Below are 19,040 nucleotides of genomic sequence, written 5' to 3'. Positions count from 1 at the left end.
TATCTAGATTTAAGAAGTAGGAAAGAAGAATGAATTACCAACCACTATTAATGAATTTTGAAGAAGCGGCTGAACTAGCGAAAGAGTTAGGTAAAGATACTCTGCTAGGTAATGCACTGGCTCGCGATATTGCTCAAACCGATGCGTATATGGCAGATGTGGGTATTGAAGTTCCAGGGCACGGTGAAGGTGGTGGTTACGAGCATAACCGTCACAAGCAAAACTACATTCACATGGATCTTGCGGGTCGTTTATTCTTGATCACTGGTGAGCAAAAATACCGTGACTACATTGTTGAACTACTCACCGCGTACGCGACGGTTTACCCAACACTAGAAAGCAATGTTAGCCGTGACAGTAATCCTCCGGGCAAACTGTTCCACCAAACATTGAATGAAAACATGTGGATGCTGTACTCATCGTGTGCCTATAGCTGTGTTTACCACACACTTGAAGAGTCGCAAAAACGCCAGATTGAAGATGACTTGTTCAAACACATGATCCACATGTTTGTTGTAACTTACGGCCATGACTTCGACATCGTACATAACCACGGTCTTTGGGCTGTTGCGGCAGTGGGTATCTGTGGTTACGCAATCAATGACCAAGAATCAGTAGACAAAGCTCTATATGGCTTAAAAATGGACAAAGTAAGCGGTGGTTTCTTAGCTCAGCTTGATCAATTGTTCTCGCCAGATGGCTACTACATGGAAGGTCCGTATTACCACCGTTTCTCATTGCGTCCAATTTACTTGTTTGCCGAAGCGATTGAGCGTCGTCAACCAGAGTTAGGCATTTATGAATTTAACGATTCAGTAATCAAAACCACCTCATACGCCGTATTTAAAACCGCTTTCCCAGACGGAACGCTACCAGCGCTAAACGATTCATCGAAAACCATCAGCATTAACGATGAAGGCGTGATCATGGCAACGTCTGTGTGTTATCACCGTTATGAGCAAACTGAAGTATTGCTAGGCATGGCGAACCACCAACAAAATGTTTGGGTACATAAAGCCGGTTTGACTCTATCTCAAGCCGTTGAAGCTGCCGATGAAATTAAACCTTTCAGCTGGGGCAGCTTGTTTATGACAGATGGCCCACAAGGTGAGAAAGGCGGTGTGAGTATTCTTCGTCACCGTGATGCAAAAGATGATGACACCATGGCACTGATCTGGTTTGGTCAACATGGCTCAGATCACCAATATCACTCCGCGTTAGATCATGGTCACTACGATGGTTTACACCTAAGTGTATTTAACCGTGGTAATGAAGTGCTGCATGACTATGGTTTTGGCCGTTGGGTAAACGTGGAGCCTAAATTTGGCGGTCGTTATATTCCAGAAAATAAATCTTACTGTAAGCAAACTGTGGCACACAACACAGTAGTGGTAGATCAAAAAACGCAAAATAACTTCAATACGGCATTAGCAGAATCGAAGTTCGGTCAGAAACACTTTTTCTTAACCGAAGATGAAAAATTCCAAGCCATGAGCGGTACCATTTCTGAGTACTACGACGGTGTGGATATGCAACGTAGCGTATTACTGCCTGAGCTAGAAGAATTTGAAAAACCACTTGTGGTTGATGTGTACCGCATTACTGCGGATGCTGAGCATGAATACGATCTACCATACCATCATAAAGGCCAAATCATTCGCACCGATTTTGACTACCAAACGGAAAGCAAGTTGCGTCCATTAGGTGATTCCGATGGTTATCAGCATTTGTGGAACGTGGCTTCAGGTAGTGTAGAAGGTAGCTCATTAGTTAGCTGGTTACATGACTCTAGCTACTACAGTTTAGTTTCTAGCGCACCGACAGGCAGCCAAGTGATCTTTGCTCGCACGGGTGCCAATGATCCTGATTTCAACTTACGTTCAGAGCCTACTTTGATTTTGCGTCAAAAAGCCAAAGATCATGTGTTTGCTTCGGTACTTGAAACCCACGGTTACTTTAATGAGTCTATTGAAGCCTCAGTCGGTGCTCGTGGATTGGTTGAAGCGGTGCAAGTGATTGGTCATAACGCGACAGGCACTATCGTTGAAATCAGTTTAACCACCGGTAAGAAATACGTATTTGCGATTTCTAATAAACCGAATCCAGAAGGTGAACACAAAGTTGAATTCAATGGCGTGCAATACCAATGGACGGGAGCAACGGCTCAGCTATAAGTTGTTCTTAAGGGCTGCTGAGCTCTAACCAACCTACTTAAGCCGGAATGTCTATATACCTTGGTCTCTGGGTATTGGGTATTCCGGTTTTTTCTGTTTACTGTGAGGTACTTGTAGACAATGGATAGTTTAGATATTTCCATCATTGCTGGCTATTTTGTTTTTATTATCGTTGCTGCTTTTATCTTTAAACGCTTTGCTAAAACTTCCTCTGGCTTTATTCGCGGTGGCGGTGCCATGATGTGGTGGATGGCAGGGGCGACCGCCTTTATGACGCAATTCTCTGCTTGGACATTCACTGGCGCGGCGGCCAAAGCGTATGAAGATGGCTTAGCGGTGTTGTTTTTATTTTGGGGTAATGCTTTAGGCTTTTTTGTGGCCGCCATGTACTTTGCATCTCGCTATCGCAAATTACGTGTGGATACCGCAATGGAAGTGATACGTAAGCGTTTTGGTAAAACCTCGGAACAAGTATTCACTTGGCTACAATTTCCTTTAACCACTATTTCAGCTGCGATTTGGCTTAATGGCTTGGCAATCTTTGTTGCAGCGGTTTTTCACATTGATTTATATATCACCATTATTGGCGTTGGCATATTAGTGACCTTTATTGCTGTAAGTGGTGGCTCTTGGACTGTTTCTGCAACCAATGTGATTCAATTGGTGTTGCTGATGGCGATTACCTTAACCGTGGGCGCTTACGCATTAATTTATATTGGTGGCCCTGTTCAGTTAATTGAAAAATCAGAAATTCCATCTTTCATGGGAACCGATATCAACTACTGGCAGATCTTTGTGGTGTGGGTAGTGTTTATCATGGCTAAACAAACCATGGGCACCAACAATGCGATGTCTTGCTATCGTTTCCTCGTCACCGTGAATGAAAAAGAAGCCAGAAAAGCAGCGTGGGTAGCAGGTTTAATGTTTGTGATTGGCCCAATCATGTGGTTTATCCCACCTTGGGTGACCGCAACTATGCATGTCGATTTACAAACCTTTTATCCAAACCTAGGCGCAAGTGCGAACAATGCCGCCTATTTATTCTTTATTCAAAACTACATGCCGCAAGGAGTACTTGGCTTAGTGCTCGCCGCCATGATTGCCGCGACGATTGCGCCAATGACCACAGCATTGAACCGTAATGCGGGAATTTTCGTACGTAATGTGTATCAGTCGGTGATTAATCCCGAGGCGACAGAAACTCAGCAAATGCGTATGAGTAAGATCTCGACCTTATTTAATGGGGTGATTTCGATTGCTGCGGCCTTGTTGTTTGCGTCGATAAAAGAATACAGCTTCTTTGATTTGATGATGCTATTTGGCGCGTTACTGCAAATGCCTTTGGTGATCCCATCATTGCTGGCGTTAGTGTTTGTTAAAACGCCAGATTGGTCTGCGTGGGCAACCTTGATTGTCGGGCTGTTAGTGTCTTGCTTTATGCAGTTTGTGTTTGATGTGAATTGGTTATTGCCGTTATTTGGTGCAGATGCCTTTACTCATCGTGAAAGTGTTGATTTAACCGTTGTGGCGATGCTGGTGGCACAAATTGTGATTTCTGGTGGTTTCTTTGCTTTATCTTCACTGTTCTATAAAGAGCCTCAAGGTGTGCGTAAGCAAGAATTAGAAATCTTCTATCACAACCTTGCCACACCAATTAGTGCGCAAGAAGAAGCCTTAGTGGATGGCAAACAAGGTGCTTACTTAGGTCGTTTATCGCAAGTGTTAGGGGCGTTGATTATCTTAGTCGGGGTTATATTTGAAACCGGTTACGATATGCTTACTTTCATAGTGATAGGGGGCTTGATCTTATGGGCAGGCAATCACCTGTATAAAAGCCGTTTGGCGATAAGACAAGTGACGGAAGAGAGCATTATTTCGAACGGGCAGTAAATTTCTGTTGGGAAGTTAGCTCTTAAAAACGAGAGATTGTAAATACTAAAAAGCTCATTTCATGTCAGTGTGAAATGAGCTTTTTTAATGGGTACTTAACTTAGGAAATTAAATTGAACGCTTAAAACGGTAAAGAGTCGTCTACGCAGGGTTGAGCGACAGCAACTCATGGTTGTTTTTCAATAAGATATTAGAGGCCATTCTGGCGGCTTCTGGGTCTTTATCCATAATCGCTTGATAAACCGCGCGATGCTCTTTAATACAAAAATGTCCTCGTACAGAAGTATGGTTAAAGAAACATTGGTAAACCGTCGTTAACACATTACCAAAAGGGGTAAAGAAGTCATTTGAAGTCGATTGAAAAATCAAAGCATGAAAATTCAGATCTGCCAACGTCCAAGCATCGGCATCTTTATTTTTGCTCGCTTTCTCCATTGCATTGAAATGGGTAGTTAAACGCTGGCGTTGTTCTTCAGTGGCAAACTCAGCACTAAACGCACAAGCGGCCGGTTCAATCGATTTACGTAACCCTAAGAATTGTTTTAAAAAATGCTGAGGATCTTCACTGTCTTTTAGCCATTCCAGTAATTGGCGATCTAAAAACTGCCAGTACTTACGAGGTTGGATAAAAGTACCCACTTTAGGCTTAGAGGTAATTAAACCTTTAGATGCTAATAACTTGATCGACTCTCTTAAAGCGGTACGACTGACACCAAATCGTTGGCATAAATCTAATTCATTAGGCAACTTTGAGCCGACAGGCAGTTGGCCACAGATAATTTGGCTAGCAATTTGTTGAGCGATATAGACATTAAGCCGATAGGTCATAGGGGTGAAACTGAAACTTTCTTCGGTCATTAGGTCTCTCTCAAAATGGAAAAAAGCCAGTAAAGCACTGGCTATAAAGCGAATTCCAACGTGTCAAATTACTCGAGCGATAAAAACTATCACCACTTTAAAAGTAAAAGACAAATAAAGTAGGCATCTTGAGAACAACGCTAGGAACGTATGACTAAATTAAAGCGAGTATTTAGTCACTCAAGAGTATTAATAATACAATATTACTAAATTGCGTCAAATTATGAGGCGTTTATTTGTCTATTATTGGCGAATAATGTGAGCTCGATCTAAACAGGCGGAAGGACAATATTTTGAGAATAGGGGCACTATCTATAAATAAGTGACACATATCACCTAAACCTTGTTTTTAAATACTGGAGCAGGGACGTTATAGTGATACAATGTCCATAAATAAGACAAGAATCTATATAAGAAGAATTATGATGACGAATGAATTTAATTCAATTTCAGGCTCTAAGCGTAGTTTGCATGTGCAAGTGGCACGTGAAATCGCACGCGGCATTTTGTCTGGTAAATTACCGCAAGGCTCAATTATTCCTGGTGAAATGGCTTTGTGTGAGCAGTTTGGCGTGAGCCGCACCGCACTTCGTGAAGCGGTCAAGCTACTTACTTCAAAATGCTTATTAGAGTCGCGCCCTAAGATTGGTACTCGTGTGGTTGCACGTGCCAATTGGAACTTTCTTGATCCTCAATTAATTGAGTGGATGGATGGCCTTATTGATAACGATACTTTCTTTCATCAGTTTTTAGGTTTGCGTCGTGCGATTGAGCCAGAAGCCTGTGCACTTGCCGCGCAAAATGCCACTGTAGAGCAACGCATTGAGTTATCAGAAACCTTCCAAAGAATGTGCGATGTTGCGGCTAAAAAAGAAGAAGAGTTTTTTGATCAAGCAGAATGGACAGCAGCCGATATGCATTTCCATAACTTGATTTTTAACTCAACCGGTAACGATTTCTACCTACCATTTGGCAATATCTTGATGACTATGTACAAAAACTTCATTGTGCATTCATCGCAAAAAGGTGGGTTATGTTTGCAAGAACACCGTGATATTTACGAAGCCATCATGGCGGGTAATGCAGATAAAGCGAGAGCTTGTTCCGCAAACCACTTGCAAGAATCTAAGCACCGTTTGCCAGAGTTAAACTAAGCAATTCGTGTTTTATTGATACTCAAAGTTATAGAGTTCAAAGTTTTACCATTTAAGCAGCGGAAGTTGATTCCGCTGCTTTTTTTATAGGTATACAATTAAATATTACAATAATATAAAATCGAGGATGTCTATGAATGACTCACTTCTTGCCAATATAGAACAATATATATCGACCATAGAGCCTTTTAATAACTTATTGAAAGAGGATATTCGAGAGCTCGCGAGTATTGTTCAAATTACTTATGTCAGCTGTGGTGAAGTCATTGACCCATGTGGCGATCTAACGGAAAAATACCTCTACATTGTGCGAACCGGCGCGATGGAACAGAGAAAACTCGATGGTCAGTTACGCTCCCGTTTAGGTCGAGATGACATCTTTGGTTTTACCTTCCTAGGCGAAACCACAAGCGAAGATAACCGTTATACCGCCGCCGCAATAGAAAACTCATTACTCTACTTAATTCCCCATTCAGCATTATTGCGTTTGTTTGAACGTAAACCTGAATACGCAGAATACTTTGCTTCTCAAGCGGATGTACGTTTAACTACTGCTCATGATGTCGTATGGTCGAACAAAGATAAAGGCTTGTTTATCAAACGTGTAGGGGATGTAGCAAGCGGTGTGATTGCTGTGGTTAACGCCAACATGTCGATTAAAGATGTGGCCCATGAAATGCGAATCGTAAAGCGTTGTTCGTGTGCGGTTGTGTATGAAAATGGCAGCATTGTGGGTTTGATTACCGACCGTGATATGACCAAGCGTGTGATTGCTTTAGAAGCGCCACTGCAAGATCCAATCAAAACAGTCATGACACCAAATCCATTAGTGTTAAGTCCAGATGCTTTGATTCTAGAGGCGGCATCAATGATGATGGAATACAACATACGTAATATTCCAGTGGTGAAAGATGGCCAAGCAGTTGGCTTATTGACGACGACCCACTTGGTGCAAAATCACCGCATGCAAGCCATCTTCTTAATTGAAAAGATCAAATACACCAACAGCGTGACTGAGTTATCTCAGCTCACACTGGAACGCCAAGCGATTTTTGAAGCCTTAGTGGAAGGGAAAGTGTCTTCTGAAATCATTGGCAAAGTGATGTCGATGATCATGGATGCTTATACACGCCGCTTAATTCAAATCGCCATTGATAAGTTGGGCAAACCGCCTTGTGATTTCAACTGGATCAGTGCCGGTTCTCATGCTCGTAATGAATTGAATATCACATCTGACCAAGATACCGCTTTAGTGCTCTCTGATGACGCGACTGATAGCGATAAGATTTACTTCAGACATTTAGGCGCTTATGTGTCAAACGGTCTAGATCGCTGTGGCTATCCGTTATGTACTGGTAAATATATGGCAGCTACGCCGAAGTGGTGCCAACCCTTATCGGTATGGAAGGAATATTATAAGAAGTGGGTGAGTAACCCTGAATATGAATGCTTATTGAATATCAGTGTGTTTTTAGAAATACGTTCTATTTATGGTAATGGCGAATTTACCAAAACACTACGCGATGAAATGCATAAGAATATTAAACAAAATAATAGCTTCTTGCCGGCATTGGTTCGTGATGCGGTGAATACCAATCCACCGTTAGGTATTTTTAATAGCTTTGTATTAGAAAAAAATGGTGAACAAACCAAGGTGCTGAATATTAAAAAGTATGCGATTAATTTAATTATCGATTTAGCGCGTATTTATGGTTTAGCGGTTGAGTGTGATTCATCTAATACTGAAAGCCGTTTTGCCGCTGCCAAAGAAGCGGGAATTTTAAGTGAAGATGCTTATAAGAATATTATCGGCTCTTACCATTTTATCGCTCAGTTCCGTTATAACCACCAATTACAGCAGCTAAAACATGGTGTCGCACCCGATAGTTACATCGACCCGAATAACTTCGGTAGCTTTGAACGCCAGCACTTAAAAGATGCCTTTAGAATCATCGCCGACTTGCAAGACGCCGCAAAACTGCGCTTTGGTTCGGTAGGGTACTAAATCAAAAATAGTTAACCTCAACTGCGGATAAGAGTGGTTTACTTATTGGTAGTTGAGGTGATTAATTTGAGAGTAAATATGAGGTATTAAAAAAGGACGCTGGGGAGCGTCCTTTTTGGTTGAGCTAATTTATATTATTAGAATAAATCAGATTTAATGTTATCGAAGTAGGCTTTGGTTCCAGTACTGCCGTTATCACCAGTATATAAAGTTAATTGTGTTGGTAATGTGGATGATAGACCTGTTTCTGATTGACTCATACTATGCTCTAATGTTCCATTAACAGAGACATCAACCATACCATTTTCCCAAGACAAAGTTATTGTATTCCATGAATCTACAGGTACCACACTTTGTAGTTTTACATCTGGATCTATTTCTTCATCAGAATTCTCAGGGATATATTTATCACCGGCTTCAAGGTATAAGCTTCCACTTGAAAGTCTCATTTCAAAATAACGTTTTGAATCTGATTTGTCTGTTCCAATATTAATATAAACACCTTTATTATTTGAGCTAGGTACAAATACATCTAAAGAAACCGAACCAGATGTTGCAGCGCCAGCGCTAAAATCTCTAACGACATAAGGTTTACTACCATCTAAATCTTCAATAAGTAAGGAATTATTATCAGTAGTAGATTGGTCCGAAGAAACCATTGCAATTGAAGTATATGCTGCAGAATCATCAAAAATTGTATTATATGATTTCCAAGGCGAACCGGTATCTTCGATATGTGTTCCAACGTTATATGAATCAAAACCTTCGGTTATAACCGAGCCGCTGTCAGTTTCACCACCGGTGTCAGTGCCGTTATCTGTTTCGCCACCGGTATCAGTACCGTTGTCAGTTTCACCACCGGTGTCAGTGCCGTTATCTGTTTCGCCACCGGTATCAGTACCGTTGTCAGTTTCACCACCGGTGTCAGTGCCGTTGTCAGTTTCGCCACCGGTATCAGTGCCGTTGTCAGTTTCACCACCAGTGTCAGTCCCATTATCTGTTTCACCACCAGTATCTGTTGAATCGTCTGAACTGCTTGTGCTTTCATTGATAACTGTGGCTTCGAAGCTGCTTCCATTGTATGGATTTTCAGATAATTCATGACCTTCTTCATAGCCTTCAAAATTATCAGTGAATTTTTCAGAGTTATTTGAATAAAGTTTAAGATTATCAATTAGCAATTCATACGGTGTTGTTTTTGATGTATCCCCCAATTTAATGGCAAATACAGAAACTCCACCATTAGGGTTATAACTTTGAATCGCATATTCTGTACCATTAATTTTGAGCGTAGCATCAGATGCTGACCAAGAGATTTCTACCTCAAGTTTTTCCCCCTCATTGAATGAACCATCAACAGGTAATTTATCATCTATTATCCTGTATTCCATCTCACCCTTATTTAAGATTATTTCAGTGTGTAAATCGTTACTGCTTGTGTTTCCGCCTGGATTAAAGAGTGAAATATAAACACTATCACCACTATCAGTAGCGTCTTGAATAGTATCTTCATCTAACTGATACGTTAGGTCGAAGCTAACTTTACCTGAAACAATAGTTTCTACACCTACATCAGTTGATGAATCAGCAAATTTAATGCGCAGTTCACCAGAATCCACGGTTGTTGTATCTAGTAGCTGGGCAACTTTATTACCAAAAGAAATTCCAGCTTCTTTATTCGCTGCACCTATTGCACTTTCGATGCTGGAATCATCAGATTTATCTGAAGCTGATAGAACACCAAAACTACCACCGGTATCAATTGTAAGGATGCCATCTGAAACTTGGTATTCACCATCAACTTCAGTCGAAGTATTATCATGGTAATGAGTAAATCGAAGTGTGGCAGCTTCGGCATTTTGCTCAAGAGCATGTGTTGTTACCGTATATGTTCCAAAGTCAGCATCATCATCGTAGTAATATTGTTTATCGCCATCAAAAACATGCACGTTTGGTAAATCTTCTGAATAAGTTGATACACCACTTAACGTTGCTGCATTGCCACCAATATTCCAGTAAGCATCAGAAGATAATGTTGTTGGGACAGTGCCACTTCCGCCATCATCTGCCTCACTTTCATCACTTGAACCATCAAAATTACAGCCTGTAAGCGTGGCAGCAAATATCAATGACATCAGAGGTACAATTGGTTTTAATTTCATAATTATCATCCTAATAGTTAGTCGAACCTTTTTGTTGTCCCGGTTCTTTGAAATAGTTTTTCGGAATCGTTTACGTAATGCGTTAAGTCATGTTTGTGTCAAAAATGTTTTCTCTATCCTTGAGATCATCACTTATTGATTAATGTGTTTATAATTTTGGGTGTTATAATTTAATAATACAATTGTTTATTGAGATTGATGTTGGATTCGTGATCTAGATTGAAGATAAATAAATTTACAAGGTGAAATAATATAAATGTGAGGATGGTTATTTTCATTTAACTTTATGTATTTAAAGTTTTATTTTATTTTGTGGTGATCTGGATCAAACATTTATTGGTGTGGTTATAAGCGTGGTTAATATTGATCTTTATGTTATTAATATCACACTATTGCGATCTTTTTGTATGATTAATGGTGGCTTTGAAAGATTATTATTGAATGTTAATTAGAATAATCACTAATGGCTGTAGCGGCATGTTTAGTGTGATCTTTCATTAAGGAAATATCAATGAAGCCATGGATGAAAAAAACAACGTTAGTGCTGTCAATATCCGCTATTTTAGCAGGGTGTGGCGGGGGATCATCTTCATCTGATTCGGATGAGGCAAGCTCTGATAAAGGAAATGCTGATACCGCTTCATTGGTATCACCATCTACTAGCTTTAATTTAGATCCTATGTTGCCACCATCAATGAACTTTGATTTAACTAAATGGTATCTAGGAGCACCAATTGATATAGATGAACCATATGGAAAATCTGACAGCATTTATGAAGAAAAGTTAAATAATGGTTATGAACTAAAAGATTATTTTTATACATCTGAAAGTGATGGCGGCATGGTATTTAAAGTCGAAGTTGAAGCTCCTAAAACCTCTGAAAATACCAGTTATACCCGAACGGAGTTACGTGGAATGCTTCGCCAAGGTAATACCAATATTAAAACGCAAGGTGTGAATAAAAATAACTGGGTATTTTCTTCTGCACCGATATCAGAACAAGCTAAAGCGGGTGGGGTAGATGGGGTTTTAAATGCCACGTTAGCCGTTAACCATGTCACAACAGGCGGTAAAGGTTACCAAATTGGGCGAGTGATTATTGGTCAAATTCATGCAAATGATGATGAGCCGGTTCGTTTGTATTACCGTAAACTGCCTAATAATTCTAAAGGCTCAATATATTTTGCCCATGAAACTCGCAATGGTAGTGAATATTGGCATGAGATTATTGGTAGTAAGGATGATGATGCGAGTAATCCATCAAATGGTATCGCATTAAATGAAAAGTTCAGCTATCAAATTAAAGTGGTCGGAGATAAATTAACCGTTACTATTGTGCGTTTAGATAATACTTATGTGAGCAAAACGATTGATATGCACGGCAGTGGTTATGCTGATGCTGGTCAGTATATGTACTTTAAAGCTGGCGTTTACAATCAAAATAACACCAGTTTTGACAGCGATTATGTCCAAGCGACTTTCTATTCGTTGTCTACTCAACATAATTAAGAATAATACCTCAAATTAAGCGTACGATATTTTATTCGTGCGCTTAATTTATCCCCACCTTTGAAGTGTTTTAGTTAACCATTCGCAACCTTTCCCAATCTTTCCCTGAATTCAACTCTGAACGCTTCATTCTATTAGTAGTTGACCATTAATTTATAAAAAGATACTGGTAAAGGGAAGGGCTTTCTTTGGTGTGGTTGTTTCTCTAATGTTACTAATTAATCGATAAACTTACTATGCATTAGATACTAAAAAGCCAGACTATAAGCCTGGCTTTAAATATTGTGTAGTATCTAAAAATGATTAGAAGCTATAAGTGATACCTACACGGCTACGTAATTGACGCTTGTCAGTTGAGCTACTTTCACTTACGTTACCGAACTCAACATACGGACGCCAGTTTGAGTCATTCTTGTAACCGATTTTTAGGTTGTAATCGTAGTTCCAAGTATCATTATCATATAAAGTCCAAATATCTTCATGAGCTTTTTCATAGTTAGCTTCAAAACCAAATTGGATCATATTGTTCCAAGTATAATCTAGGTTCGCGGTAACTTTACTTTTCTGCCATGTATCACCATTGTATTTTGAATCATCAGTGTAATCACGGAACTCATGACGGTAGCGTAGTTTAGTTGTGATTCCAGAATCAAAATCATAACCAATACGTAGCTGTGGTTTATAAGTTACGCGCTCTTCACCAAAGGTGATTGGCATACCAGGCTGTACATAGAACTTGTCAGTTATGTAATGTTTAAATTCGTATACAAACTCTGAATCACCGCGCTCTAAATCCTGATAACCGTAGCTTTCTGATTTACCGTTAAATTTCATTTCTACTGAGTAGTAATGCGTACCTAACTCAACTTTGGTGCTACCACCAATTTTAATGCGATCCCCGTTTGATTCCGTACCGTGTTTGTATTCGTGACGGTAATCAACAGAAGCAGCGTTTACATTAACCGCTGTTGTAGCAAGTAGAGCGGCAGTAGTAGCAAGTAAAACTTTATTTAATTTGAACATATCCAACGTCCTGTGTAGTTATGGTTTCTAATTGTGTAACTGTGAAATGAGCCAGCAAAGTTATTGCAAAAGGAACAACATTCTCATTTCTTTAATTTGTGTTATTGAACTTAAATAATACAAATGAAATATAAATAAGTTATGGGTCGATGTATGTGAAACAGATCTACTTATTCTAAATAGTTCATATTTTTAAGCTGGTTAGATCGAAAAGTGTGATCTCAATAAACAAATTAATGGTTTTCTTTTGATGAAAATAAGGCTCTACAATTTAATTTCTAGTTGTATAGCCTTGATTCTATAAGGCTTTATCGAAGGTTAATCGATGGTCATTTAGTGAGATAATTATTTTTTGGTGATTTTGAATTCATCCACACGAACTTCTGTTTGCTTACCAATGTCACCATTTTTATCAATTTGGCTTGGATCGGTGATTGACATATATAAGAAGACTTGTGCATTTGTATTACTACCGGAATTGAAATCTAGGGTAGTTAACTTAAAACCACTTTTTACGCTGCCCGATGGATTTTGTGCTACATCACGAGCATGAACGGTTTTAGAAGCAATATCTTTACCCGTTGAATCTTTTAAACCAAATTCAACTTCACTGATAGAGTTAGTGCCTTTGTTGTCGTAATAATAGAAAGAAAGGCTGTAGTCGGTGTTTTGCTCTAAACCTGTTACTTGTTGTGTTAAGCCAGGCGTTGCAGAAAAGTCATCATTTGCACTCATAAAGCGTATACGAGCTGAGCCTTCATCATCAAAAGCAGTGTCTTTTGAACTACCTACATCACCAAGGCCTGCACTTTTGTCTGCGTGTTTTACCCAAACATCACTACTACCACTGTTCGCTCTAAAGTCTGTTAGTTGACCATCTTGAATTAAGCTACCAGTTTGAGCGGCGGTTGTTGCACTCGGTGTCGCGTCGTCAGAAGTAGATGCACAACCCATTAATAATGAACTGACCGCTAAACCTAATACTATCTTTTTCATATTAATACTCCCTTATTAAGTTGCTAATAAAGTAATCTATTATTGTATGACTTAATGTGAAGCGGTAGAAATTTTTATTATTCGATAACGTTGTGAGCTATCCAATTTAAAAAAGTGTGCTCTCGATCATTTTAAAGATATTGCATGATATTTAATCGTTGATGTTATGAGTTGATACTTTTTCTTGTTTCTAAATTGTTATATTTAAAGGCTAATATTTCATAAGGTTAAGCTTAAAGGGGGAAGAGCTAACTTATATATAGAAGGCGTTTTTAATTTTGCTGGCGAGAAATGTGTCTATTTGTAAGTAAGGATGAAATGATTTTATTGACTCAGATCACTTGTCATACAAAATCGGAGGGGTGAAAGTCGATGAAGGTCACGCAATGGCAATATTGTACTACAAATAGAATTTTTGTTGGTTATATTGTTCTGGAAATCAAAATTACAAAAAAAGGATATCACGATGGAACTTGATTTAAATACTGCCATTGTCGGAATCTACTTCCTCTTCTTAATCGCAATTGGATGGATGTTCCGCACATTTACTAGTAACACCAGTGACTACTTCCGTGGGGGCGGTAACATGCTCTGGTGGATGGTTGGTGCTACGGCATTTATGACACAGTTTAGTGCATGGACCTTTACGGGTGCAGCAGGTAAAGCTTATAACGATGGTTTTGCAGTAGCAATTATCTTTATTGCCAACGCATTTGGCTACTTGATGAACTACGTTTACTTCGCTCCGAAATTCCGTCAATTACGCGTTATTACGGTAATTGAAGCCATTCGTATGCGTTTTGGTCGTGGTAATGAGCAAGTATTTACTTGGTCAAGCATGCCTAACAGTGTTATCTCGGCAGGTATTTGGTTGAATGGTCTAGCGATCATTGCTTCTGGTATCTTCGGCTTTGATATGAACACGACAATCATCCTAACGGGTCTGGTTGTACTGGTAATGTCAGTAACAGGTGGTTCTTGGGCGGTTATCGCATCTGACTTCATGCAAATGGTTATTATCATGGCAGTAACGGTTACGGCTGCGGTTGTTGCAATGATTCAAGGTGGCGGTGTGACTAACATCGTAAACAACTTCCCAACTGAATCGTTCATGACAGGTGGTGACCTTAACTATGTAAGCATCTTCGGTATCTGGGCATTCTTCATCTTCGTGAAGCAGTTCAGCATTACTAACAACATGCTTAACTCTTACCGTTACCTTGCTGCAAAAGATTCTAAAAACGCACGTAAAGCGGCGCTTCTAGCGTGTATCTTGATGACTATGGGCCCAATCATTTGGTTCATGCCTAGCTGGTTCATCGCAGGTCAAGGTGTTGACTTAGCCGCGCATTACCCAGAAGCGGGTAGTAAAGCAGCTGACTTCGCTTACCTATACTTCGTACAAGAGTACATGCCTATCGGTATGGTTGGTCTACTGATTGCTGCAATGTTTGCTGCAACTATGTCTTCTATGGACTCAGGCTTGAACCGTAACTCAGGTATCTTTGTTAAGAACTTCTACCAAGCTGTATTGCGTCAAAATGCGACTGAAAAAGAATTAGTACTTGTGTCTAAAATCACATCTACCTTCTTCGGTCTAGCTATCATCATGGTTGCATTGTTCATCAACTCACTGAAAGGTCTGAGCTTGTTTGACACAATGATGTACGTTGGTGCGTTAATCGGCTTCCCAATGACTATTCCAGCATTCCTTGGCTTCTTCATCCGTAAGACTCCAGACTGGGCAGGTTGGGGTACGCTAGTTGTCGGTGGCTTCGTTTCTTACTACGTAGGTTTCGTTATCACTGCAGACCACGTATCAGCATGGTTCGGCCTAGAAGAGCTAACTAAGCGTGAATGGTCTGACTTGAAAGTTGCGATTGGTCTAGTTGCTCACATCGTCTTCACTGGTGGTTTCTTCATGCTATCAACGCTGTTCTATAAGAAACTTGCTCCACACCGTGAGAAAGACGTTGACCTATTCTTTACTAACCTTGCAACACCGTTAGTAAACGAAAGTGCTGAACAACAAAACCTAGATAACAAACAGCGTCGTATGCTAGGCACACTAATCAGTGTTGCAGGTATCGGTGTAATGGCAATGTTCGTTATTCCAAATCCACTATGGGGACGCTTCGTGTTTGTTCTTTGTGGTGCGATTGTACTAGGTGTTGGTCTATTACTTGTGAAAGCGGTAGACAACAAAGTAGAAGATGCTCAAATTGAAGCGGATTCTAAATCGTAAGCTACTGCTCTAAGCGATAAAGAAAGTCACATTTCTTTATAACAATCAAAAGCCAGCGAATTGACTCGCTGGCTTTTTGTTCGTTTAATGAAGATGAATATTTTTATAATTAGGTAAGGTAAATAGATGTTTGAGCATATAAAGTCGCAGTTATTTGGTCATCCTCTGACCAAAATTGAAGATGCCCGCAAACGTATTTCTATTAATGACCAATGGCCCGATGGCTTGCGACAGTTACTTTCTTATCCTGCTCCCAAGTTGGGCACTCCGGTAGATTCTTTACACTTTCTAGCTTTAGATTTTGAAACCACAGGGTTGAACCCATTGAAATGTTCGATTCTTAGTATTGGTACCGTTCCAATGGTTAAGTCGAAGATTGATGTGGAAATGGCAAGGCATGTTTATCTTAACCGTTCGGAAGGGATTAATTCAGAAAGTGCCATCATTAACCATATCGTGCCTGAAATGCTTGAAGATGGGCATGAACTTGACCAAACCATGGACAAGCTTTTTGAAATGATGCGTGGCAAAGTAGTGTTGGTTCATGGCGCTGTGGTAGAAAAGCAATTTATTGATCACTATGTGCAACAAAAATTTGGCATTGATCAACTACCTGTCGTGTGGATTGATACTTTAAAAATCGAAAAATGTTTAACTTACATTCAGCACCCTGAAACCTGTAGCTATCAGTTAACCGATGTTCGATTAAAACACCATTTACCGGCGTATCCTGCTCATAATGCTTTAATTGATTCAATATCTTGTGCGGAGCTTTTCCTAGCTCAAATGGTGAATATTTTCGGTAATCAAGAGCAGGAAATTAAAATTGAAGATATTTTCAACAAGCATACTGCACCAGTATCTAAAAATGTCTTTGGTTAATGTCTAAACCCACTCATATTTATACCCACTGAAATGCATAAAAATTACGAATGAATAGTGAGAGAATCATTTGTTTTATCATTATTTAAATGGTGGGTTTACTGGCTGAGTTTGTGCTTTGTCTCATCATTTTTTCTTCTCTAAAAAGCCATCTCTTTTCTTTGGTTATCAATTTTAAGATCTCATCCAAAATTTTAAGTTTAAATCGATTGCAATAGCTGATCTTGGTCTCGTTTTTATATTTAGACTCTTATTTGTATTATAAGAGTATGAAAGAATGGCCTTGTTTGATTCATTTAGTAAATAAAATTTTAACTGATAAACCTTTGATTTTTTAACCTCATTTTATAGGTGATGTAGAGATGAAACATATTTTTCTAAAAAGCTTGCTGGCTTCATCTGTTGTATTAGCAATGGGCTGTTCATCTAATGGCGCCGATGCTCAAAAAGCCGCTGAAATGGCAGCAAAACAAGAGGGACCTCGTGTTGCTGTTTTGACTCCAACCGCGATTGATGCAAGCAGCCATGATGGTAATGGTCCAGACCGTATGTTTGACCAAGATCTAACGACTCGTTGGTCTGCAAATGGTGACGGCGAATGGGCAACCTTTGATTACGGTTCAGTACATGAATTTGATGCAGTGCGCGCAGCTTTCAGTAAAGGTAATGAGCGTGTAAGCAAATTTGATGTGCTTGTCAGTGTTGATGGTAAAACTTGGACACCTGTTCTAGAAGGTCAAGAAAGTTCAGGTCGCGTTATTGGTTTAGAACGTTTTGACTTTGAACCAGTACAAGCTCGCTATGTTAAATATGTTGGTCACGGTAACACCGGCAATGATTGGAACAGTGTGACAGAGTTTGCCGCAATCAACTGTTCATTAAACTCTTGCCCAACGTCAGAAGTGATTACTGATGATGTTGTTAAAGCTGAACAAGCAATGATCGCTCAAATGGCGGCAGAAGCAGCAGCACAAAAAGAAGCGCGTAAAGACCTACGTAAAGGTAACTTCGGCGCACCAGCAGTTTACCCATGTGATACTAGCGTTAAATGTGACACAAGAAGTGCACTACCTGCGGTAACTGGTTTGCCAGCAACGCCAAAAGCGGGCAATAAGCCAAGCGAAAACTTTGACCTAACAGAATGGTACTTATCTCAACCATTTGACCACGATGGTAACAACCGTCCTGATGATGTTTCAGAATGGAACCTAGCAAACGGTTATGAACACCCAGATGTATTCTACACTGCTGATGACGGTGGTTTAGTCTTTAAAACTTTCATTAAAGGTGTTCGTACTTCGAAAAACACTAAGTACGCACGTACTGAAATGCGTGAAATGCTACGTAAAGGTGATGAGTCGATCTCAACGAAAGGTGTAAACAAAAACAACTGGGTATTTGGCTCAGCACCGGTTGAAGATCTAAAAGCAGCTGGCGGAGTTGATGGTGTTCTTGAAGCAACATTGAAAGTTGACCACACGACAACGACAGGTGAAGCAGGCCAAGTAGGTCGTTTCATTATCGGCCAGATCCATGACCAAGATGACGAACCAATCCGTTTGTACTACCGTAAACTACCAAACCAAAATACAGGTACGGTTTACTTTGCTCACGAAAACACATTAAAAGGCACAGATGCGTTCTATGACCTTGTTGGTGGCATGACGGGCGAAATCGGCGATGATGGTATTGCTCTAGGTGAGAAATTCACTTACCGCATTGAAGTTAAAGGTAATACTCTAACGGTTACTGTTAAGCGTGATGGTAAAGAAGATGTACAACAAGTGGTTGATATGAGTGAAAGTGGCTATGACGTTGGCGGCAAGTACATGTACTTTAAAGCTGGCGTATACAACCAAAACATCTCTGGCGACTTAGATGATTATGTTCAAGCGACATTCTATAAACTAGAAAAATCGCACGGCACATACACAGGTAAATAATCCAGTTACTGACTGATTAATACCCCCCTAAAATTCAATGGCACTGTTCGGTTACGTTCAGTGCCTTTTTTACGTCTATACCCTTCGTACTTGAAGCTGCAGCTTTGTTGACCGCGCTCATTCACTTGTCGCCTCACTGCAACTCCAATTACTTTGGGTATATACTATTCGCGATAATAAGGCTTAATAAAAAGTGTT

General features: G+C 39.9%; 12 protein-coding genes. 8 read left to right on the top strand and 4 right to left on the bottom strand.

Annotated features, from left to right (window positions below):
* Positions 1–29 precede the first annotated feature (29 nt).
* Positions 30–2,174 (top strand): heparinase II/III family protein, encoded by a 2,145-nt coding sequence (locus L3V25_RS00135; protein WP_237293512.1) that lies wholly within the window; start codon positions 30–32, stop codon positions 2,172–2,174.
* A gap of 120 nt (positions 2,175–2,294) precedes the next feature.
* Positions 2,295–4,064 (top strand): transporter, encoded by a 1,770-nt coding sequence (locus L3V25_RS00130; protein ID WP_237293511.1) that lies wholly within the window; start codon positions 2,295–2,297, stop codon positions 4,062–4,064.
* A 141-nt stretch (positions 4,065–4,205) separates the two neighbouring features.
* Here L3V25_RS00130 and L3V25_RS00125 read toward each other — a convergent pair whose 3' ends face one another.
* Positions 4,206–4,922 (bottom strand): FadR/GntR family transcriptional regulator, encoded by a 717-nt coding sequence (locus L3V25_RS00125; RefSeq protein WP_237293510.1) that lies wholly within the window; start codon positions 4,920–4,922, stop codon positions 4,206–4,208.
* 425 nt (positions 4,923–5,347) lie between these two features.
* On the opposite strand from L3V25_RS00125, the gene L3V25_RS00120 reads away from it, so the two are divergent.
* Together L3V25_RS00120 and L3V25_RS00115 are read left to right on the top strand one after the other, a co-directional pair.
* The gene (locus L3V25_RS00120) at positions 5,348–6,076 is read left to right on the top strand and encodes a FadR/GntR family transcriptional regulator (RefSeq protein ID WP_237294309.1); all 729 of its coding nucleotides are present in this window, start codon (positions 5,348–5,350) and stop codon (positions 6,074–6,076) included.
* 133 nt (positions 6,077–6,209) lie between these two features.
* Complete coding sequence (locus L3V25_RS00115) at positions 6,210–8,081, top strand: DUF294 nucleotidyltransferase-like domain-containing protein (RefSeq protein WP_237293509.1); 1,872 nt, start codon at positions 6,210–6,212, stop codon at positions 8,079–8,081.
* Positions 8,082–8,218: 137 nt separating this feature from the next.
* On the opposite strand, the gene L3V25_RS00110 is transcribed toward L3V25_RS00115, so the two are convergent.
* Positions 8,219–10,243, bottom strand: coding sequence for a hypothetical protein (locus L3V25_RS00110; RefSeq protein ID WP_237293508.1), 2,025 nt, complete (start codon positions 10,241–10,243; stop codon positions 8,219–8,221).
* 511 nt (positions 10,244–10,754) lie between these two features.
* Here L3V25_RS00110 and L3V25_RS00105 point away from each other — a divergent pair.
* A complete protein-coding gene (locus L3V25_RS00105; RefSeq protein WP_237293507.1) occupies positions 10,755–11,753 on the top strand; it encodes a polysaccharide lyase family 7 protein in 999 nt (332 codons plus the stop codon).
* 303 nt (positions 11,754–12,056) lie between these two features.
* Here L3V25_RS00105 and L3V25_RS00100 read toward each other — a convergent pair whose 3' ends face one another.
* A complete protein-coding gene (locus L3V25_RS00100) occupies positions 12,057–12,776 on the bottom strand; it encodes an oligogalacturonate-specific porin KdgM family protein (RefSeq protein WP_237293506.1) in 720 nt (239 codons plus the stop codon).
* A 345-nt stretch (positions 12,777–13,121) separates the two neighbouring features.
* Positions 13,122–13,772: a hypothetical protein gene (locus L3V25_RS00095; RefSeq protein WP_237293505.1), complete on the bottom strand. Its 651-nt coding sequence runs from the start codon at positions 13,770–13,772 to the stop codon at positions 13,122–13,124.
* A 466-nt stretch (positions 13,773–14,238) separates the two neighbouring features.
* On the opposite strand from L3V25_RS00095, the gene L3V25_RS00090 reads away from it, so the two are divergent.
* The 3 genes from L3V25_RS00090 (at position 14,239) to L3V25_RS00080 (ending at position 18,842) form a co-directional block, all read left to right on the top strand.
* Positions 14,239–16,017, top strand: coding sequence for a transporter (locus tag L3V25_RS00090; protein WP_237293504.1), 1,779 nt, complete (start codon positions 14,239–14,241; stop codon positions 16,015–16,017).
* A gap of 126 nt (positions 16,018–16,143) precedes the next feature.
* Positions 16,144–16,899 carry an exonuclease domain-containing protein gene (locus L3V25_RS00085; protein ID WP_237293503.1) on the top strand — a complete coding sequence of 252 codons (756 nt, stop codon included), beginning with the start codon at positions 16,144–16,146 and terminating at the stop codon, positions 16,897–16,899.
* A gap of 362 nt (positions 16,900–17,261) precedes the next feature.
* Complete coding sequence (locus L3V25_RS00080; RefSeq protein ID WP_237293502.1) at positions 17,262–18,842, top strand: polysaccharide lyase family 7 protein; 1,581 nt, start codon at positions 17,262–17,264, stop codon at positions 18,840–18,842.
* The last annotated feature ends 198 nt before the right edge of the window (positions 18,843–19,040 follow it).

Origin of the sequence: Vibrio sp. CK2-1 (genome assembly GCF_021726515.1) — a bacterium.
Lineage (GTDB): Bacteria > Pseudomonadota > Gammaproteobacteria > Enterobacterales > Vibrionaceae > Vibrio.
Note: the sequence above shows the minus strand (reverse complement) of the source record. Positions and strands in the feature narration are given on the sequence as shown.